The organism is Pseudomonas sp. Hz4 (assembly GCF_054898165.1).
Genome location: NZ_CM142719.1, coordinates 4,760,814 through 4,778,132 on the forward strand (window position 1 = coordinate 4,760,814; position 17,319 = coordinate 4,778,132).

Annotated in this window: 16 protein-coding genes and 1 pseudogene; 10 read left to right on the top strand and 7 right to left on the bottom strand. The window is 59.4% G+C overall.

Translation table 11 applies throughout. From position 1 onward, the window contains the following. Positions 1-353: 353 nt before the first annotated feature. The gene (locus ACYZTR_RS21835; RefSeq protein ID WP_461973732.1) at positions 354-605 is read left to right on the top strand and encodes a DUF6124 family protein; all 252 of its coding nucleotides are present in this window, start codon (positions 354-356) and stop codon (positions 603-605) included. A 40-nt stretch (positions 606-645) separates the two neighbouring features. Here the strand turns inward: ACYZTR_RS21835 and ACYZTR_RS21840 are convergent, their stop codons facing one another. Continuing rightward, complete coding sequence (locus ACYZTR_RS21840) at positions 646-1,560, bottom strand: LysR family transcriptional regulator (RefSeq protein WP_461973734.1); 915 nt, start codon at positions 1,558-1,560, stop codon at positions 646-648. Positions 1,561-1,665: 105 nt separating this feature from the next. Between ACYZTR_RS21840 and ACYZTR_RS21845 the strand changes: the two genes are divergently transcribed. The 3 genes from ACYZTR_RS21845 (at position 1,666) to ACYZTR_RS21855 (ending at position 4,699) form a co-directional block, all read left to right on the top strand. Next, entirely contained in the window at positions 1,666-2,265 is a 600-nt protein-coding gene (locus tag ACYZTR_RS21845) for a short chain dehydrogenase (protein WP_461979834.1), read from the top strand. A gap of 59 nt (positions 2,266-2,324) precedes the next feature. Further along, a complete protein-coding gene (locus tag ACYZTR_RS21850; RefSeq protein WP_461973736.1) occupies positions 2,325-2,990 on the top strand; it encodes a COG3650 family protein in 666 nt (221 codons plus the stop codon). Positions 2,991-3,085: 95 nt separating this feature from the next. Next, a complete protein-coding gene (locus tag ACYZTR_RS21855; protein WP_461973738.1) occupies positions 3,086-4,699 on the top strand; it encodes an NAD(P)/FAD-dependent oxidoreductase in 1,614 nt (537 codons plus the stop codon). Positions 4,700-4,821: 122 nt separating this feature from the next. Here ACYZTR_RS21855 and ACYZTR_RS21860 read toward each other — a convergent pair whose 3' ends face one another. Further along, positions 4,822-5,916, bottom strand: coding sequence for a PLP-dependent cysteine synthase family protein (locus ACYZTR_RS21860; protein WP_461973740.1), 1,095 nt, complete (start codon positions 5,914-5,916; stop codon positions 4,822-4,824). A 250-nt stretch (positions 5,917-6,166) separates the two neighbouring features. Between ACYZTR_RS21860 and nhaA the strand changes: the two genes are divergently transcribed. The 5 genes and pseudogenes from nhaA (at position 6,167) to ACYZTR_RS21885 (ending at position 10,568) form a co-directional block, all read left to right on the top strand. Then, entirely contained in the window at positions 6,167-7,354 is a 1,188-nt protein-coding gene (nhaA, locus tag ACYZTR_RS21865; protein WP_461973742.1) for a Na+/H+ antiporter NhaA, read from the top strand. Between the two features lie 121 nt (positions 7,355-7,475). Continuing rightward, positions 7,476-8,657: pseudogene (locus tag ACYZTR_RS21870) on the top strand (colicin E3/pyocin S6 family cytotoxin). Positions 8,658-8,671: 14 nt separating this feature from the next. Further along, the gene (locus ACYZTR_RS21875; RefSeq protein WP_461973744.1) at positions 8,672-8,911 is read left to right on the top strand and encodes a pyocin S6 family toxin immunity protein; all 240 of its coding nucleotides are present in this window, start codon (positions 8,672-8,674) and stop codon (positions 8,909-8,911) included. A 245-nt stretch (positions 8,912-9,156) separates the two neighbouring features. After that, positions 9,157-10,341 carry a colicin E3/pyocin S6 family cytotoxin gene (locus ACYZTR_RS21880; protein WP_461973746.1) on the top strand — a complete coding sequence of 395 codons (1,185 nt, stop codon included), beginning with the start codon at positions 9,157-9,159 and terminating at the stop codon, positions 10,339-10,341. Next, positions 10,338-10,568, top strand: a complete 231-nt coding sequence (locus ACYZTR_RS21885; protein ID WP_461965616.1) for a DUF7683 domain-containing protein — start codon at positions 10,338-10,340, stop codon at positions 10,566-10,568. The genes ACYZTR_RS21880 and ACYZTR_RS21885 overlap by 4 nt, the downstream gene beginning before the upstream one ends. An 81-nt stretch (positions 10,569-10,649) precedes the next feature. Here ACYZTR_RS21885 and ACYZTR_RS21890 read toward each other — a convergent pair whose 3' ends face one another. Then, entirely contained in the window at positions 10,650-11,114 is a 465-nt protein-coding gene (locus ACYZTR_RS21890) for an outer membrane lipoprotein (protein ID WP_131059267.1), read from the bottom strand. 169 nt (positions 11,115-11,283) lie between these two features. On the opposite strand from ACYZTR_RS21890, the gene ACYZTR_RS21895 reads away from it, so the two are divergent. After that, on the top strand, positions 11,284-11,520 hold the full coding sequence (locus ACYZTR_RS21895; protein WP_461973748.1) for a hypothetical protein: 237 nt from the start codon (positions 11,284-11,286) through the stop codon (positions 11,518-11,520). Between the two features lie 5 nt (positions 11,521-11,525). Here the strand turns inward: ACYZTR_RS21895 and pdxH are convergent, their stop codons facing one another. From pdxH to ACYZTR_RS21915, 4 genes are all read right to left on the bottom strand, one after another. Continuing rightward, entirely contained in the window at positions 11,526-12,173 is a 648-nt protein-coding gene (gene pdxH / locus ACYZTR_RS21900) for a pyridoxamine 5'-phosphate oxidase (RefSeq protein WP_461973750.1), read from the bottom strand. 24 nt (positions 12,174-12,197) lie between these two features. Further along, positions 12,198-13,325 (bottom strand): OmpA family protein, encoded by a 1,128-nt coding sequence (locus tag ACYZTR_RS21905; protein ID WP_461973752.1) that lies wholly within the window; start codon positions 13,323-13,325, stop codon positions 12,198-12,200. Positions 13,326-13,439: 114 nt separating this feature from the next. After that, positions 13,440-14,585: a serine hydrolase domain-containing protein gene (locus ACYZTR_RS21910; protein WP_461973754.1), complete on the bottom strand. Its 1,146-nt coding sequence runs from the start codon at positions 14,583-14,585 to the stop codon at positions 13,440-13,442. Positions 14,586-14,722: 137 nt separating this feature from the next. Then, the gene (locus ACYZTR_RS21915; RefSeq protein WP_461973756.1) at positions 14,723-17,233 is read right to left on the bottom strand and encodes a beta-agarase; all 2,511 of its coding nucleotides are present in this window, start codon (positions 17,231-17,233) and stop codon (positions 14,723-14,725) included. Positions 17,234-17,319: the final 86 nt, after the last annotated feature.

The window sequence follows — 17,319 nt, forward strand, 5'->3', positions numbered from 1 at the left end:
TTTTGAGGGTGTGTTTAATCAGTGTCAGTGTTACTTCCTGCAAGCTACAACGCCTTGCGTCGTTGCCTACAGCTACGCCAGAATCCGCCGGCTTGTGCACCTTGGGCCTGGCCTCTATCGTTTGCTTGCCACTGCCATCAGTGGTCGGGTTTAGTCGCTCGGTAGTTCTCCCGGTTCGCAAAAGCGCCAAAAAGTCAGGTCTTCCATCCCTGCACTTGACGGTGGCTGTGTGCAGGGCGCCCTCGGGCGCGCCGATATCCGGGGTTCTCGATCGGTCGACTAACCTGTGCACAGCCGCCACCTTTTCGTTTAGTCGCGAGCGGGTTGCAGCCTCATAGAGAGAGAACCCGTAAATGTTCAAGAACTCACCCAATCCCCCGCACAATCCTAGCCCGATGTTTGTCGTCGCTCCCGGTATCGATGTGCAAACCCTGCTGGGCCGTGCCTGTGAATCACTGGCCTCGGCAAGTGTGATGGCCAGCAATTTCGCCGCGCTCCTGGAAGGCTCGAATCGCAACATGATGCTCGGCATTCAGCAAAGCATCATGCTCGGTGAGCTGGCGGTGAATCAGGCGCTGGACCTGATCGATCCACAAGAGTCCTGAGGTAAATGATCGTTCCCATCCGCGTGGGAACGATCATGTGTTATCGCTGAAGCCGATCCAGCGCCTCGCCACTGCGCTTGAACCAGCCGATCAGATAATCTGCCAGTACTTGCGTACGTTTCGGCAATCCACCCTGATACGGATGCACTAGGTACATCGGCATGCGACGCGTCTGGTAATCACGCAGGAGCCAGCGCAAACGCCCGCCAGCCAAATCCGCTTGCAGTAAGTACGACGGCAACCGCGCAATGCCGGCGCCGGCCAGTGCCGCTTTCTTCAACAAGCTGTAATGATTGCTGGCGAACGGCCCCGAAACCCGTACCCGCAACAACTCGTGTTGCTGGTGATAAAGCCACTCTTCGCGACCGCTGTAATGGCTATTGAGCAGGCAGCGATGTTCAGCGAGTGCCTGCGGCGTCAGCGGTTCACCATATTGCTCAAGGTAGGCCGGGCTGGCGCAGGTCATTTCATGCCAGGCCAGCAGCGGTCGGGCGACCAGGCGCTCGTCATTTCCCACCTCGGAGCGTACCGCCAGGTCAAAGCCGTCGCGGGACAAATCACGATAGCTGTTGCTCAGGTCCAACTCGATCTGCACCTCGGGGTACTTGCCGGAAAACTCCAGCAATAGCCCATCGAAGAACGTTTCCCCCAGCGACACCGGAACCGTCATACGCACCGGCCCAGCCATGTCATCCTTCAACCGCGCCAATGCCTGACGCGCCCTCTCGACCTGGACTACAAGCGCCTGGGCTTGCGGCAACAGCGCCGCGCCCGCTGCCGTCAAGCTCAAGCGGCGGGTGGTGCGTTGCAGCAAGACCACGGAAAAGCGCGTCTCCAGCAAGCTGATACGCTTGGAGAGCTGGCCCTTGCTGCAACCCAATTGCTGGGCCGCCAAGGTAAAACTCCCGGCTTCGATCAACACGGCGAACGCTGCCAGATCATCCATTTCGCTCATGGATTGTTTCCATTTGAAAACCAAAGGTTGCCTATTAGCGCGCTTATCAATGGAAAAAACCACTCTAGACTGAGACCTCATTCAAACCACTCAAGGATCAGCATGATGAAAATTCTTTTGATAGGGGCAGGCGGCACCATCGGTTCGGCGGTCGACAAAGAGCTGTCCGAGCGTCACGAGATCATCCGCATCGGCCGCAACAGCGGTGATTTCCATGTGGATATCAGCGACAGCGCCTCGATTCGCAAGTTGTTCGAACAGACCGGAAAATTTGATGCACTGGTCTGCGCCGCCGGCAACGTGACCTTCGCGCCCTTGGGCGAAATGACCGAAGAAAGCTTCGCGCTGGGCCTGAAAGACAAGCTGATGGGCCAGGTCAACCTACTGCTGATCGGCCGCGAGTACGCCAACGACGGCGCCTCGTTCACCTTCACCACTGGCGTGCTTAGTCACGACCCGATTCGCAGCGGCGCCTCGGCAGCGTTGGTCAATGGCGCCCTGGACAGCTTCGTCCGCGCTGCCGCCATTGAACTGCCTCATGGTCTGCGCATCAATTCGGTGAGCCCGAACGTTCTGGTCGAAGCCATGGGCGAATACGCGCCGTACTTCCGCGGCTACAAGCCAGTTCCGGCAGCCGATGTGGCATTGGCCTACGCCAAAAGCGTCGAGGGCCTGCAAACAGGTCAGACCTTTCACGTGGGCTAAGCCCTTGTGATGAACGGTCAGGCTGCGTAACGTGGCAGCACTTGTCTGGAGACTCAAAGATGCGTGTTGCCCGTTCCTTAGTCCTTGTTGCCCTGCTTCCGCTATTTGCCGCTTGCCAGTTGTTCGAAAGCCCGCGTGAAAGTGCCTCCCATGTGGGCCAGACCCGCATGCAGGGCCAGTTGACGGCGGCCGATGGCAAGCTGTTGTTCCAGCCGTGCAATGAGCAACGTAGTTACGTGGTCAACGACACCGGCGGCACCAGTGTCCTGCAAGAGGCCGCGACCCTGGCCGATGCACAAGGTAAGTTGTTTGCCGACGTACGCGGCCAGATCGTTGCAAGCGGCGCCGATAGCCGACTCGATCTGGAGCAGTTGTACCGCGTCGAGCGCTCGGGCACCGCGTGCGGCGATCCGAATTTCAAACTGCTGATTCTGCGCGCCGCCGGCCATGGGCCGGAATGGAACGTGAAAGTCAGCGGCAAAGGCATGGTCATCGACCGCGCCGGTCAGCCGCCATTGGCCGTACCTTACGTTGAAGAGCAACTGGGCGATGGCCGCTTCAATCTCAGCACTGAAGCCAATAACCAGCACATCGAATTGTGGGTTGCGCCACAACGTTGCGTCGACAGCACCACCGGCAGCGTCCAGCACATGAGCGCCGAACTGCGCGTCGACGGCCAGGTTCAGCGTGGCTGCGGGTATTTCGGCGGATCGCGTAACGACTGATCGTTTTAGCCTCACGGGAATCATTCTTTGAGGCTTATAATCGCGGGCTTCAAACGCCTTGGCGCAGTTGTGCGCCCCGCGAAACGGATCCTGTCATGTTACGAATCACCGAACTCAAGCTGCCGATCGACCATCCCGATGAAGACCTGCGCCCTGCCATCGTGCAGCGCCTGGGCATCACCAGTGATGACCTGCTCGATTTCACCTTGTTCAAGCGCAGCTACGATGCGCGCAAAAAGTCCTCTGAACTGTGCTTCATCTACACCATCGACCTTAACGTTCGCGATGAGGCGGCGGTGCTGCACACGTTCGCCGATGACCGTAACGTCAACGTGGCGCCGGATGTCAGCTACAAAGTGGTCGGCCAGGCGCCCGCTGATCTTGAGCAACGTCCTGTCGTCGTGGGTTTCGGTCCGTGCGGGATTTTCGCCGGGCTGCTGCTGGCGCAAATGGGCTTCAAGCCAATCATCCTCGAGCGCGGCACCGAAGTACGTCAGCGCACCAAGGACACCTGGGGCCTGTGGCGTAAAAGCGTGCTTAACCCGGAATCCAACGTGCAATTTGGCGAGGGCGGCGCGGGGACATTCTCCGACGGCAAGCTTTACAGCCAGATCAAAGACCCGAAGTTCATCGGACGCAAAGTCCTGCATGAGTTCGTCAAGGCCGGTGCCCCGGAAGAAATCCTCTACGTCAGCAAACCGCACATCGGTACGTTCCGTCTGACCGGCGTTGTGGAAAACATGCGCGAGCAGATCCGCGCGTTGGGTGGCGAAGTGCGCTTCCAGCAGCGGGTGACCGACGTGTTGATCGAGGACGGCCAAATGGTCGGCGTAGAACTCAATGGCGGCGAGCAGATTCATTCGAAACACGTAATTCTGGCCCTCGGTCACAGCGCCCGGGACACCTTTCGCATGCTGCATGGCCGTGGCGTTTTCATGGAAGCCAAGCCGTTTTCGGTGGGTTTCCGCATCGAACACCCGCAGTCGCTGATCGACCGCGCGCGTCTGGGCAAGTACGCCGGCCACCCGAAACTCGGGGCTGCCGACTACAAACTGGTGCACCACGCCAGCAACGGACGTTCGGTCTACAGCTTCTGCATGTGCCCGGGCGGCACCGTAGTGGCGGCGACGTCCGAGCCGGGCCGTGTGGTCACCAACGGCATGAGCCAGTACTCGCGTAACGAGCGCAACGCCAACTCCGGGATCGTCGTCGGGATTACCCCGGAAGTCGATTACCCGGGCGGCCCGCTGGCGGGTATCGAGTTGCAGGAACGCCTGGAATCCCACGCCTTTGTGCTGGGCGGCAGCAACTATAAAGCACCGGCGCAACTGGTCGGCGACTTCATTGCCGGCAAGCCGTCCACCGCATTGGGCAGCGTAGAACCGTCCTACAAACCGGGCGTTGCCTTGGGTGATTTGGCGTTGGCATTGCCCCCGTTTGCCATCGAAGCCATTCGTGAAGCGTTGTCCGCGTTCGAGAAGCAGATTCGTGGTTACTCGCTGCACGATGCCGTGTTGACCGGGATCGAGACGCGTACGTCGTCGCCGCTGCGGATTACCCGTAACGAGTCGATGCAAAGCCTGAACGTGAAGGGCTTGTTCCCGGCGGGTGAAGGCGCGGGTTATGCGGGCGGGATTCTGTCTGCGGGTGTGGACGGGATTCGGATTGCCGAAGCCGTGGCCCGCGACATCCTCGGCCTCGAGGCGTGACACCGAGATGATCGTTCCCACGCTCCGCGTGGGAATGCCTCACCGGACGCTCTGCGTCTGCTTTTGGGACGCGGAGCGTCCCTGGCTGCATTCCCACGCGGAGCGTGGGAACGATCATCGGGTCAGATATTGGCGCGCAGTACGGTGGTTGGAAGCGGCTCACCGCGCTCAACACTCGCCGCCACGGCATCCATCAAACCACTCAACTCATACCCCTGAGCCTTGAGCCAATCCTGATCGTAATAGGTGGTGGCATAGCGTTCGCCGCCATCACACAGAATCGCCACGATCGACCCCGACTCTCCCGCCGCCGCCATCTGCTGGGCCGCCATCAACGCGCCGATCAGGTTGGTCCCGCTCGACCCGCCAACATGACGCCCCAAACGCTGCGCCAGGTAATGCATGGCCGCCAGTGACAGGGCGTCCGGCACTTTGATCATCGCATCGATCACCTTGGGCAGGAATGACGCCTCCACCCGCGGCCGACCAATGCCTTCAATCCGCGACCCATGGTCCAGGCACAGGCTAGCATCGCCAGTCTGGTAGTAATCGAAGAACACCGAACGCTCGGCGTCGGCACACAGCACGCGGGTGCAATGCTGGCGATAACGCACGTAACGGCCCAGCGTCGCGGTGGTGCCGCCGGTGCCGGGGCTGGAAATCAGCCAGCTCGGCTCGGGGTGCAGCTCGAAGCGCATTTGCTGGAAGATCGACTCGGCGATGTTGTTGTTCGCCCGCCAGTCGGTAGCGCGTTCGGCGTAGGTGAACTGGTCGATGAAATGCCCGTCGTGTTCGCGAGCAAGACGTTCGGATTCGGCGTAAATCTGTGTCGGATCGTCAACCAGATGGCTTTTACCGCCGTAGAAGGCGATCTGCGCGATCTTCTCCTTGGAGGTACTCGCCGGCATCACCGCAATGAACGGCAAACCCAGCATACGGGCGAAATACGCCTCGGAAATGGCCGTCGAACCACTGGACGCTTCAATCACCGGCGCACCGGGTTTGAGCCAGCCGTTACACAAGGCGTAGAGGAACAACGAGCGGGCCAAGCGGTGTTTCAGGCTGCCGGTGGGATGGCTGGACTCATCCTTGAAATACAACTCGATGCCCGGAAAACCCGGCAACGGCAAGGGGATCAGGTGGGTGTCGGCGCTGCGCTGGAAGTCGGCTTCAATGATCCGGATGGCTTCGCGGGTCCACTGTCGGTTGTCGCTCATGGTGGTTTTCTCGTCGAATCGGGCAAGAGTCGGCCTTGTCGCAAGGCTCAATCTTCAAGCTTAGGAAAAAACCTACATCACGCACAGGTACAGCTGAGGTCCAATACGTTCGGCAACTGCTAGGCTCAGGTCCTTCACGGCTGTTCGCGTTGTAACGGCATATAACAAAAAAGAATATAACTTTTGTTTTAACAACTAACGGTACGGGTTAGGGTATGCCACCTTTTGAATTCATCGATGGAGAGCGACCTTGCCTCTGCGTAGCACGTTCACGCGTTTCTTTCAGTTGGAAGCTGCCAGCGGTCTGTTATTGATCGCAGCCGCCGCCCTGGCGTTAATCATCAACAACTCCCCGCTGTCGTGGCTTTATAACGGCCTGCTGGACACCCCCGTGGTCGCCCAGATCGGCGCGCTGAAGATCGCCAAGCCTTTGTTGCTGTGGATCAACGACGGTCTGATGGCCATGTTCTTCCTGCTGATCGGCCTGGAAGTGAAGCGCGAAGTCCTTGACGGTCAACTGTCGAAACCGTCGCAAATCGTCCTGCCCGGTGCGGCCGCGATTGGCGGCATGGTGGTTCCGGCGCTGTTCTACTGGTTTTTGAACCGCGACAACCCAGCAGCCCTGGGTGGCTGGGCCATCCCGATGGCCACCGACATAGCCTTCGCCCTTGGCGTACTCGCCTTGCTCGGTAAACGCGTGCCGGTTTCGCTGAAGCTGTTCCTGATGACCCTGGCGATCATCGACGACCTCGGCGCCATCATCGTCATCGCGATCTTCTATTCCGGCGCGCTATCGACCCTGTCACTGGCACTGGCCGCGGCGTGCATTGTGGCGCTAATCGCGATGAACCGGCTCGGCGTGGTCAAGCTCGGACCGTACATGATCATCGGTCTGATCCTCTGGGTCTGCGTCCTCAAGAGCGGTGTCCACGCGACACTGGCCGGTGTGACCCTCGCGTTCTGCATTCCGTTGCGCACGAAAAACGCCGAACCTTCGCCACTGCTGACCCTCGAACACGCCCTGCATCCATGGGTGGCCTACGGCATCCTGCCGCTGTTCGCCTTCGCCAACGCCGGCCTGTCCCTGAGCGGCGTGACCATGGAAAGCTTCACCCACCCCGTGCCCATGGGCATCGCGGTTGGCCTGCTGCTGGGCAAGACCCTCGGCGTCTTCGGCCTGACGTGGCTGGCGGTGAAAATCGGCATCGCCGCCCTGCCCCAAGGCGCCAATTGGGGTCAGGTATTGGGGGTTGCGATCCTCTGTGGCATTGGTTTCACCATGAGCCTGTTTGTCGGCTCCTTGGCCTTCGTGCCCGGCGCCAGTGAATACGCCGGGATGGATCGGATGGGGATTTTGACCGGGTCGATATTGGCGGCGCTGATTGGCTATGCGGTGACGGCGGTATCGAGTCGCAAGCGCTCTGCGCTGCAATCCTGAGCGATAGAGAACACTCTTAGCGACATTCAGGATTCGTCCTACAGCCACGATTGGCCACGTTCGTTAACGTCGCGCAGCCCCTTTTTTGAGGGCTGTCGACGTACGAACGCAAGGAAGATCAGTGGCTGGCAATAAGGACATTCCCCGGGTTCAGAATCCACCGTCAGGCGACGGGCATCACGTCACTCACCGTTTTATGACGGCCACCGAACTGGCCGAGCGCGAGGCCCGATAAAACGCTTACGACGCCATGCTCGCGAGGCAAGACGCCTTCGAGCGGAGTCGTGAGGTCGTCGCCAAAAAGCACGAAGCCGTTCGCGCCGGATGCGTCTTTGCCAAGTCCTGCAAACTGCCGGACGCCATCATCGATTACTCCAATCCTTCGGGAATGGTACCCACCGACAGCCTCAAGGACTACGGAGAAGTTGCCTGGCTCGGCGCTCGCGAGGTAGACGATGCCGGGCTGCTGAACCTGGAAACAATCAGCGGCAGCACCCTCGCGCTCGGCATCGGCCGAATAGCGCTTCGCCTTCCGACCCTGCGTGCACTGCCAGCAATCGGCGTTGCTGGAGCCACGGCATTGGCCGGCGTGGTCGCCCTGTTCTGGACCCCAAGCTTGGGCGACAGCGCGCTTTATACCGAAGACCAGTTGCGCGCCCTGAAACAGGCTCGAACTCGCGTTCGTCTAAGGGTCGAACAACAGGCTGATGGCAGTCTCAAGGGATACGGTTTCTACACCGGCAAGAACCGTGATTGGGAAATGGTTGATGTCGTGCAGTTCAGCTTGCGCGGCAGCCAACAGGTGGCGGATCTCGGGGATGGCGTTGAGCTGATCTGGACGCCGGCTGTGGACGGTTCCGACATCCTCGGGATTCCAGCGCTGGAGGCTGCGCCGCAAGCGCCGCACATTTGGGTTTATCCGCCGACGAAAGCGGCTGACAGCATCATCGTGAATCCGGTTTATCCGCCTGAGTACAGGGATTTCATTCTTGTGTTTCCGGCGGATTCGGGGGTGAAGCCGGTTTACATTGTGGTGAGTGCTTCTGATCATAAATATCATCAGGCACCAAAGGGTCTTACTGCGTTTTCTGATGCAGTGAAAGACAAAGCAAGGAACAACGTTCAAGGTGGGGGCGGACTGCGCAAACGCTGGAAAGATCGCAAGGGGCGGATTTACGAGTGGGATAGCCAACATGGGGCGGTTGAAATGTATGACAAGCAAGGAAAGCATCTAGGCGAATTCGACCCTGAAACAGGGGAACAGACCAAGCCCGCAAAACCAGGAAGAACCACTCCTAAATAGACTGAGAGGTAGTTATGTATTTGTGCATCACCGGATTTTTGCCTGACAGTTTTGAAGATAGCTCGCTGAAGTATGAGCTTGATGTAGATACTGCCTTTAACGACCAGATTATGCAGCTCCTCGGCCATAAAAGCCTAAACGAAATGGCAAGCGGAGAATGGCTATTAACAGCTGAGCAAGTCCAGCAAATTGGTGCTTTGATCAATCAACCCATCCCCCGAGACCTTGAAATATTTATTGGAGTTGAGGCGTAGCTCCACGGGCACCAAGACCACTCCGGTGAGTTTGACGAGCCCTGGAAAATTCGATCAACTTTGCAAACGCCTGATTCGTGGTCTGAGAAAGTATTCTGGACAACAGGACCTACTGAATTACCGACACTGTCGAACTCTCCCAGCAATTTTGAAGACTAGTCCTACAGCCACGATTGACCTCGTTCGTTAACGTCGCACAGCTCCTTTTTTTCGGGGCTGTCGACAGGTGAACGCAAGGAAGATAAGTGGCTGGCAACAAGGAAGTCCCCAGGGTTAAAAACCCACCGTCCGGCGACGGTCATCACGTCACGCACCGCTTCATGACGGCCACCGAACTGGCCGAGCGCGAGGCCCGACAAAACGCTTACGACGCCATGCTCGCGAGGCAAGACGCCTTCGAGCGGAGTCGTGAGGTCGTCGCCAAAAAGCACGAAGCCGTTCGCGCCGGATGCGTCTTTGCCAAGTCCTGCAAACTGCCGGACGCCATCATCGATTACTCCAATCCTTCGGGAATGGTACCCACCGACAGCCTCAAGGACTACGGAGAAGTTGCCTGGCTCGGCGCTCGCGAGGTAGACGATGCCGGGCTGCTGAACCTGGAAACAATCAGCGGCAGCACCCTCGCGCTCGGCATTGGCCGCCTTGCACTCAGCGCGCCGGCTCTCGCCGTTCCGGCCACAGCAGTCGGTGCTGCTGGAGCCACCGTATTGGCCGCGGTAGTTGCAGCGTTCTGGACGCCCAGCCTGGGCGACAGCGCCCTTTACACCGAAGATCAATTGCGCACCCTGAAACAGGCCAGAACCCGCGTTCGTCTACAGGTAGAGCAACAAGCTGACGGCAGTCTCAAAGGCTATGGGTTTTACACCGGCAAGAACCGCGATTGGGAAATGGTCGATGTCGTGCAGTTCGCATTACGCGGCAGTCAGCAGGTGGCGGATCTCGGGGATGGTGTTGAGCTGATCTGGACACCGGCTGTGGATGGTTCCGACATCCTCGGGATTCCAGCGCTGGAGGCTGCGCCGCAAGCGCCGCATATTTGGGTTTACCCGCCGACGAAAGCGGCTGACAGCATTATCGTGAACCCGGTTTATCCGCCTGAGTACAAGGATTTCATTCTGGTATTCCCTGCGGGTTCGGGGGTGTCACCGGTTTATATTGTGGTTAGTGTTACTAACCACAAATATTATCCAGCGCCAAATGGACTGACCGCTTTTCCCGATGCTACGAGAGCAACTCGTAAGACCCCGGTTAAAGGTGGCGGCGGCCTTAGAAAACGCTGGAAAACTCCAAACGGAAAAATTTTTGAATGGGACTCACAGCATGGGGCTGTCGAGATGTACGACAAACGTGGCCGTCATCTCGGGGAATATGATCCGACTACTGGCGAGCAGACCAAACCAGCGGATAACACTAGGAAAGTAGAACCATGATTTACGTCATAGAGGCATTTGACAAAAAAACGGAACTCCTCGCATTCGAAGAAGAGCTGCCGAACGGCCACGATAAAGAACTGAAAGCAATTATGGGATGGACAGCGGATCAACAAGGCTGGGAGGGATACAACCTCACGACCGAGCAGCTCGATGCCTTGGAAGAAATACTCGGAAAGAAAATTTATAATCCAGCATTTCTTTTTCAACTCACCTGCAACGTCTAGAAATAGTGCCGTATAATTCTCACGTCAAACAAAAAACCCCGACCAGTCACCTGATCGGGGTTTTCTTTTACCCGTTCCCGCTTAATGCGAAACGCGGCTAGTCCCATCAACAGTAGCAATCCGCACCCGCTCACCCACACGGAACACTTCATTCTCCTGAACCTGTTGCACGTAGGCGCGCATGCTGCCGTCGTCTTCGCGAACAGTGATTTCCACGCCTTGGGCGCGGGTCAGGCCTTCTTCGGTGGCCGAACCGAGCAGGCCGCCAGCGACGGCACCGATAACGGCAGCAACAATGCTGCCACGACCGCCGCCGATGGCGCTACCGCCCACACCGCCGACAACTGCGCCAGCTGCGCCGCCGATAGGTGTTTTGGTGCCTTCGATTTTCACCGGACGCAACGATTCGATGGTGCCCATGCGAACGGTCTGCACGCGACGCGCTTCGTCACGGGAGTAGGAGTCACCGGTCAGGCTCGATTGGCAGCCAGTGAGCAACATCGCCATCGTGGAAAAGGAAGCAACCAGCAGAACAGACTTACGCATAGCATCAACTCCATAGGACAGGTATTCATTAAACTCCGCAGCTTGACGCCTGTCACGGCCTTGCCCGGATAAAATTGGTTTGATTCAGGCCCGGTACAGGGCGCTACCACGAATTTGACACACAGTAGCGGCAAATTCCGCAATCTGCGCCACTGAACCAAGGATTTTCATGGATTACTTCATCATTGTCGTCACCACCGTCGCCGGTCTGTACTTCCACGGGTGGTTGTACGTGCGGATCAAACGCTGGATGGACCGCGATCTGGCGCTGGCACTGGCGGGGAAAGACGAGCATAAAAAGGCTTTCATGCTCCAGCAACTGGCGAACGCTCAAGCGCAGAAGATCAAGCGCCGAGACCTGCCACAGTGGCTGGAAGCCGCTGCGGCAGGCTATCTTGATCGGTAGACTGTTTAGGGCGCCAGACGTTCAAGAATCCAGTTTGCGCCCTGCAAACGGTAGTTGAGGCGATCGTGCAGGCGGCTCGGACGGCCCTGCCAGAACTCGATGCGCTCCGGTAACAAGCGATAACCGCCCCAATGCTCAGGGCAATGAGGTTGCGTGTCGCTGAAACGTTGCTCGGTGTTCTTGAGCAACGCTTCCAGTTCAGCGCGATCGACGATCACCCGGCTCTGAGGCGAAGCCCAGGCACCGAGACGGCTGCCCAGTGGACGGACCTGAAAATAGGCGTCGGACTCTTCAGGCGTGACTTTCACCACCCGCCCTTCGATGCGCACCTGGCGCTCAAGGGCCGGCCAGAAAAAAGTCATGGCCGCGAACGGGTTCGCGGCCAGATGCTGGCCCTTGGCGCTGTCGTAGTTGGTGAAGAAGGTGAAACCCTGCTCGTCCAGCCCCTTGAGCAGCAGAATGCGGCAATGCGGCCGACCGTCCTGATCGACGGTGGCCAGGGTCATGGCATTAGCTTCCACCGGCGGTTGCTCGGTTTTCACCGCGTCGGCAAACCACTGATGGAACAGCCCGAATGGCTCGGCCGGGGCTTGCGCCTCGGTCAGGCCATCACGGGTGTAGTCGCGACGCATATCAGCCAGGCCCTGGGTCATGGCGCATTCCTTCTGGTTAACGAATCACTTCTTTGTGGCGTCGCCGTCGGCAGCAGCGGCGGTGGCTTTTTTCGAGTCGGCAGCGGCTTTGGCCGGAACGGTCTTTTTCGCCGGAGTCGCGGTTTTAGCAGGCGTTTTCTTGGCGGCGGCTTTCTTGGCCGGGGCCTTTTTGACGGCAGGTACTGCTGCTTTCTTGGCGGCCGGTGCAGGAGTAACAGGCTTGACCACTGGCTTGATGTCCGGGGCAGCAACCATCTTCACTGGTGCCGGGGCCGGCATGTTGTACTTGCTCAGCAACGCGACCATGGTGTTTTGCGGGGTCACCAGCAGTTCCACTCGACGGTTCAAGGCTCGGCCTTCATTGCTGTCGTTGGCAGCACGCGGGGCTTCGCCACCCATACCGCGCAGCATCAGGCGATCACGCTGCAGACCGCTGAGGCGGAAAATCGCCGCCACGGCCTGGGCACGCTCCTGGCTCAGCTTCACGTTGGCCGGTGCGGCGCCCGACGTATCACTGTGGCCGAGAACGAGCACGGCAGTCTTTGGATCAACTTCAAGGATTTTCGCGACGCGAGTGAACGGGCCAAGGGTCACCGGCAGCAGCATGGCCGGACGGTCAGGGTTGAACGAGCCGTCTACCGGCGCTGTCACCACCAAGACGTTTTCACGGCGCTCGAGTTGCAGATTGCTGCCCTTGATCGCTTCGCGCAGGCGCGGTTCGTAGTCATCGAGCCAAGCCTGGGTGACTTTCGGATCGGGCATCGGCACGGCTTTGGCGGTGCTTTGCTCTTTGCCACCGAACGGCCACCACCATTTGCCACCTGCATCGGCCTCAGCCTTGGTCACAGCGGCAGGTTTAGCTTCAGGTTTTACTTCTGGTTTTACTTCTGGCTGCGCCGGGGTCTTGTCGGCGGCATCATCGGAGCCGAACGGCCAGTACCAATGGCTGGAGCTTTCAGTCTTGGCTACCGGAGCCGTCGCGGCAGGCTTCAGGGGTGCCGGAGCCTTAGTCGGAGCCGGGTCTTTAGCGGCGACTTTGTCGGAGGAACCGAACGGCCACCAGCTGCTGCCATCCGAGTCATTTTGTGGAGTTTGCGCGCAACCGGTAATTGCTAAGCACAGGGCCAAAGCGAGAGTTTTATTGGAAGACATTGGACATCCACAAAATGAAGGTAATGAAAAATCAGGCCGGATTGACCCGGATAAACAGACGCTTGGAAACCATAAGGGCCTTTGGGTTCCGACCCTGGACCCCCTGAGCGCGATTTACAGACAAGTGGCCAGTGCCCGCACAAGCTTTTGCGCGCGCGGATCCATCAAGACGTACGGCCCTAAGGTATTTGTCACAAAGCCAAAGGCTACATCGTGTTCCGGGTCAGCAAAACCGATGGAACCGCCGGCACCCGGATGGCCGAACGCACGAGGGCCGAGGCCGTAGGTGGCGTTGGGGACGTCCGGTTGATCGAGCATGCAACCCAGGCCGAAACGGGTCCGGGTCAGTAAAGTCTTGTCCTCGCCGAGGCTGTGTTCGCGCGTCAGTTCGTCAAGCATTTCGCTTTCCAGCAAGCTGCCATTGAGCAGACCGGCATAGAACCCGGCCAGGCTGCGGGCATTGCCGTGGCCATTGGCGGCCGGCTGCTGCATGCGTCGCCACTCGGGTTTGTTGGTGCTGGTCATGATAGACGGCGGATTAGTGAACGCCCTCGTGGTCATGGCCGCCGGCTCGCGCATAGTCACTTGCAGCAAGCGCTGGGCGGCGGCGTCGCCGACATTGCCCTTGCCACGGGCGATGTGCGCCACGCGATGGAACTCTTCATCCGCCAGGCCGACGTGGAAATCCAGCCCCAAAGGCTTCGCGACCCGCGCCACGATGGACTCACCCGGACCACGACCGTCGGCACGACGCAACAACTCACCGATCAGCCAGCCGTAGGTGATCGCCGCATAACCGTGGCCTTGACCGGGCGTCCACCAGGGCGTTTCAGCCGCCAGGGCGTCAACCATGGTTTGCCAGTCGTAAAGGGCTTCCGGGGCCAGCAGCTCACGCACCGCCGGAAGACCGGCCTGATGGCAGAGCAATTGACGCAAGGTGACCGACTCTTTGCCAGCGGCGGCGAACGCCGGCCAGTAGCGAGCAACCGGGGCATCCAGCTGCAGTTTGCCCTCGGCCACCAGTTGCAGGGCGGTCACCGCGGTAAAGGTCTTGGTGCAGGAAAACAGGTTGGCGATGGTGTCGCTGTGCCACGCTTCAGCGCCATCCTTATCGGCGCTACCAGCCCAAAGATCGACGACGGTTTCACCGCCGATCTGGATGCACAGCGCCGCACCACGTTCCTGAGGATCGTCGAACAGCGCCGCGAACGCTTCACGCACCGCTTCGAATTTCAGCTCGTAAAAACCCTGAATCTGCACCCGCAACTCCCCTGGATAGACGCTCTACAAAGTGCCGCATTGTTCCAGCCATTGAAGGTTTTGGGAACAGGGCCGGGCCGGGCGGTCGCCCTCCCGCCCGGTGAAACACTCAGAAAATTTTACGTACTTATCAGCAATCAGTGGCCTTTGCCGGAATGCCCACCCGCGTGGCCAGCGCCCTGCCCTGCGCCTTTGCCAGCATCGCCTTTTCTGCCGCCCTCAGCTTCGTGACCGGTGTTGTCCGCCTCAGCCTGGGCCTTCTCGGCGTCTTTACCGAGCTGATCGACGGTCTGCAAATTGCTCTTGCGTACGCTGTCGACGAAGCCCTGGAACGGCAGATCGGTGATGCCCACCAGACCAAAGTGACCGTTCTCGCCATCCAGCAGGCGACCGGTAACCGGTTGATCGAGGTATTGGAACCAGTGCACCCCGACGATCGACGGTTCGCTCATCGCCTGTTTGAGGAAATTGGCGTAAGCCGGCCCACGGTCCTCTTCCTTTGCCAATTGCGTCACGCCGCCCCAGAACGGGCCGCGATCCGCCGAGCCGAAGTTGAACTCGGTGATCAGCACCGGTTTGTCCAGGCTGCGCAGCTTGGCGAAGTCGTAACCGTCCTGCGGTTGCAGGGTGTACATGTTGAAGCTCAGCACGTCGCAATACTGCGCACAGGACTCAACCGCTTCCGGGGTGCTGATGGCAAACCGGCCGCCCAGCAACAGCTGATTCGGCGCGTGCCACTTGAGCGAGTCGGAAATGGTCTTGAAGTACGTGTCGGCGAAGACCTTCTGGAAGTATTTGAAGTCGGCTTCAATTTCCGGGAGTTCGGCGCTTGGCAGCGGCGGCACGAAGCCCGGGTCTTCCATCAATTCCCAGGCCGGCAAATCAATGCCCCAAGCTTTGGAAAGGCCCGCCTGATTGCGGTATTTATCCCGCAGTTGCTTGAGGAACGCGCGTTTGGCCGGGACGTCGGTGGTCATCTTCAACGTGCCGTACGCCAAGGCGTAGCGAGCTTTTGGGTCGTCGCCGGGGCCGGCCCAAGCCAGTTCGTTGTCGGCAAAGTAACCCATCAGCCATGGATCGTCGCGATGGTCGCGGGTGGCAATGGCCACGGCACGTTCAGTGGCCATGGCAAAACGCGGGTCAAACGGGTCGGGCATGCCGCCCCACCAGTCGCTGCCGGTGCTGATGCTGGCGTAATCGCCGACGATCGACAGCGGCAATGTGTAAGGTACACGGTCAGCGTTCGCCAGCGCCGGGGCGCTCCAGTTGCCGACAGTGTTGAAGCCCCAGGCTTGCAGGCGATCAAGGGTGTGGCTGGCCCAGCGCTGTTCATCAACAACCGCTTTGCAGGGTTCGGCAGGTGTCTGCTCAGCCGTTTTTGCGGTTGTCGCGTCGACTGCGCCGGCCTTGGCTGCTTCGGCGACACCGGATTCGGCAGTCGAAGGAACGACAGGTTGCTCAGCGGCCTTATCGGCTGTTGCCTCAACGGCGTCAGCCTTGGCGGCTTCGGCGACACCGGCCTTGGTGTCGCTGCCCAATGCGCAGGGTTCACCATACAAGCGCTGCAGGTTGGCCCCATAGAAGTCGTACCAGCGACCGGCGTTATATCCACGGCCCTGATCGACACCGTTGCCACCGCGGTTGTCGCCTTCGCCATAGTGGCCGGCCAGCGGTTCGTCGGGTTTTGGCAGGGATTCGAACATCCATTCGCGACCGGCGATGTAAGTCTGGTTGACGTCCGGAGTGACGGTATTGACCCCGAGCGAATAGAACGGATGCCCTTGCGGGGTGACCAGGTACCAGCGACCGTCGCGCTTCTCCGTGCGGAAAAACCCGCTGGCCTTGAATGCCGGGCCTTTGTTCCAGCCACCGAACTTGTCCAGGGACGACTTCTCGCGCTCGGCCAGCCAGGTTTTCAGTTGCTGCTGTTCTTTGGCAGCGACGCTTTTCAGTTGCTCGTCGCTGCTGACTTTCTCTGGCCATTTGGTCCGGGTTGACTGGCCGTAAGCGTCTACAAGACCGCCAAAAGCCGCTTGGGTGAGCGTATCGCCGTCCTGCACACCAAAGCGCTCAAGCAGAATACTTTGGGCGACTTTCGGCTGATCCATCGACAAGGTTACCGATACTACTTGGCTGCGCTCCAGTTCACCGACGCTGCTAGCCAGCAATACGCGTTGCCCCTCAAACGTCATCGGCATCGGCGGACCGGCTTTCAGGCCAAGACTCAATGGCGTAAAGGGCTGCAGCGGCACCCATAAAGTTTGCGCAGGGCCGGCCGGCAAGTCGACGCGGCTTATCAGCGTCTTGCCGTCGTTGCTCTGAATTTTCACGTACAGGGTCACGGCCCAGTCCATTGCGCTCTGAATCCGCAAACTCATGAAGCCCGACTGCGACCAGTCCCAGGCGCCGGTCTGCGGGGTCAGACGCAAGGTCGGTTGTGCCACCGGGTTGAACGTCACCCGGCGCAGCACTTCGCCCTCGGCCGTTTGCTCGGCGTTGGATTGCGGCAGGCTGGCGTCCTGAGTCGCCACCTGGACCACGTCGGCGGGGCGCACGAAGTTGAACAGCGTCTGTTGGCCGGCAGGGGCTGCCAGCAAAGGGGCTGCGAACATGAGCGCGAAAACAGCGGGCAACGAACGGCGGATCATAAGAACGAGGTTCTCCCTAACGACCAACAAGGGCCAGTGGAAAAGCGATGGCAGAGAGATAGACAACGGGTTGGGCAAAATTGCCC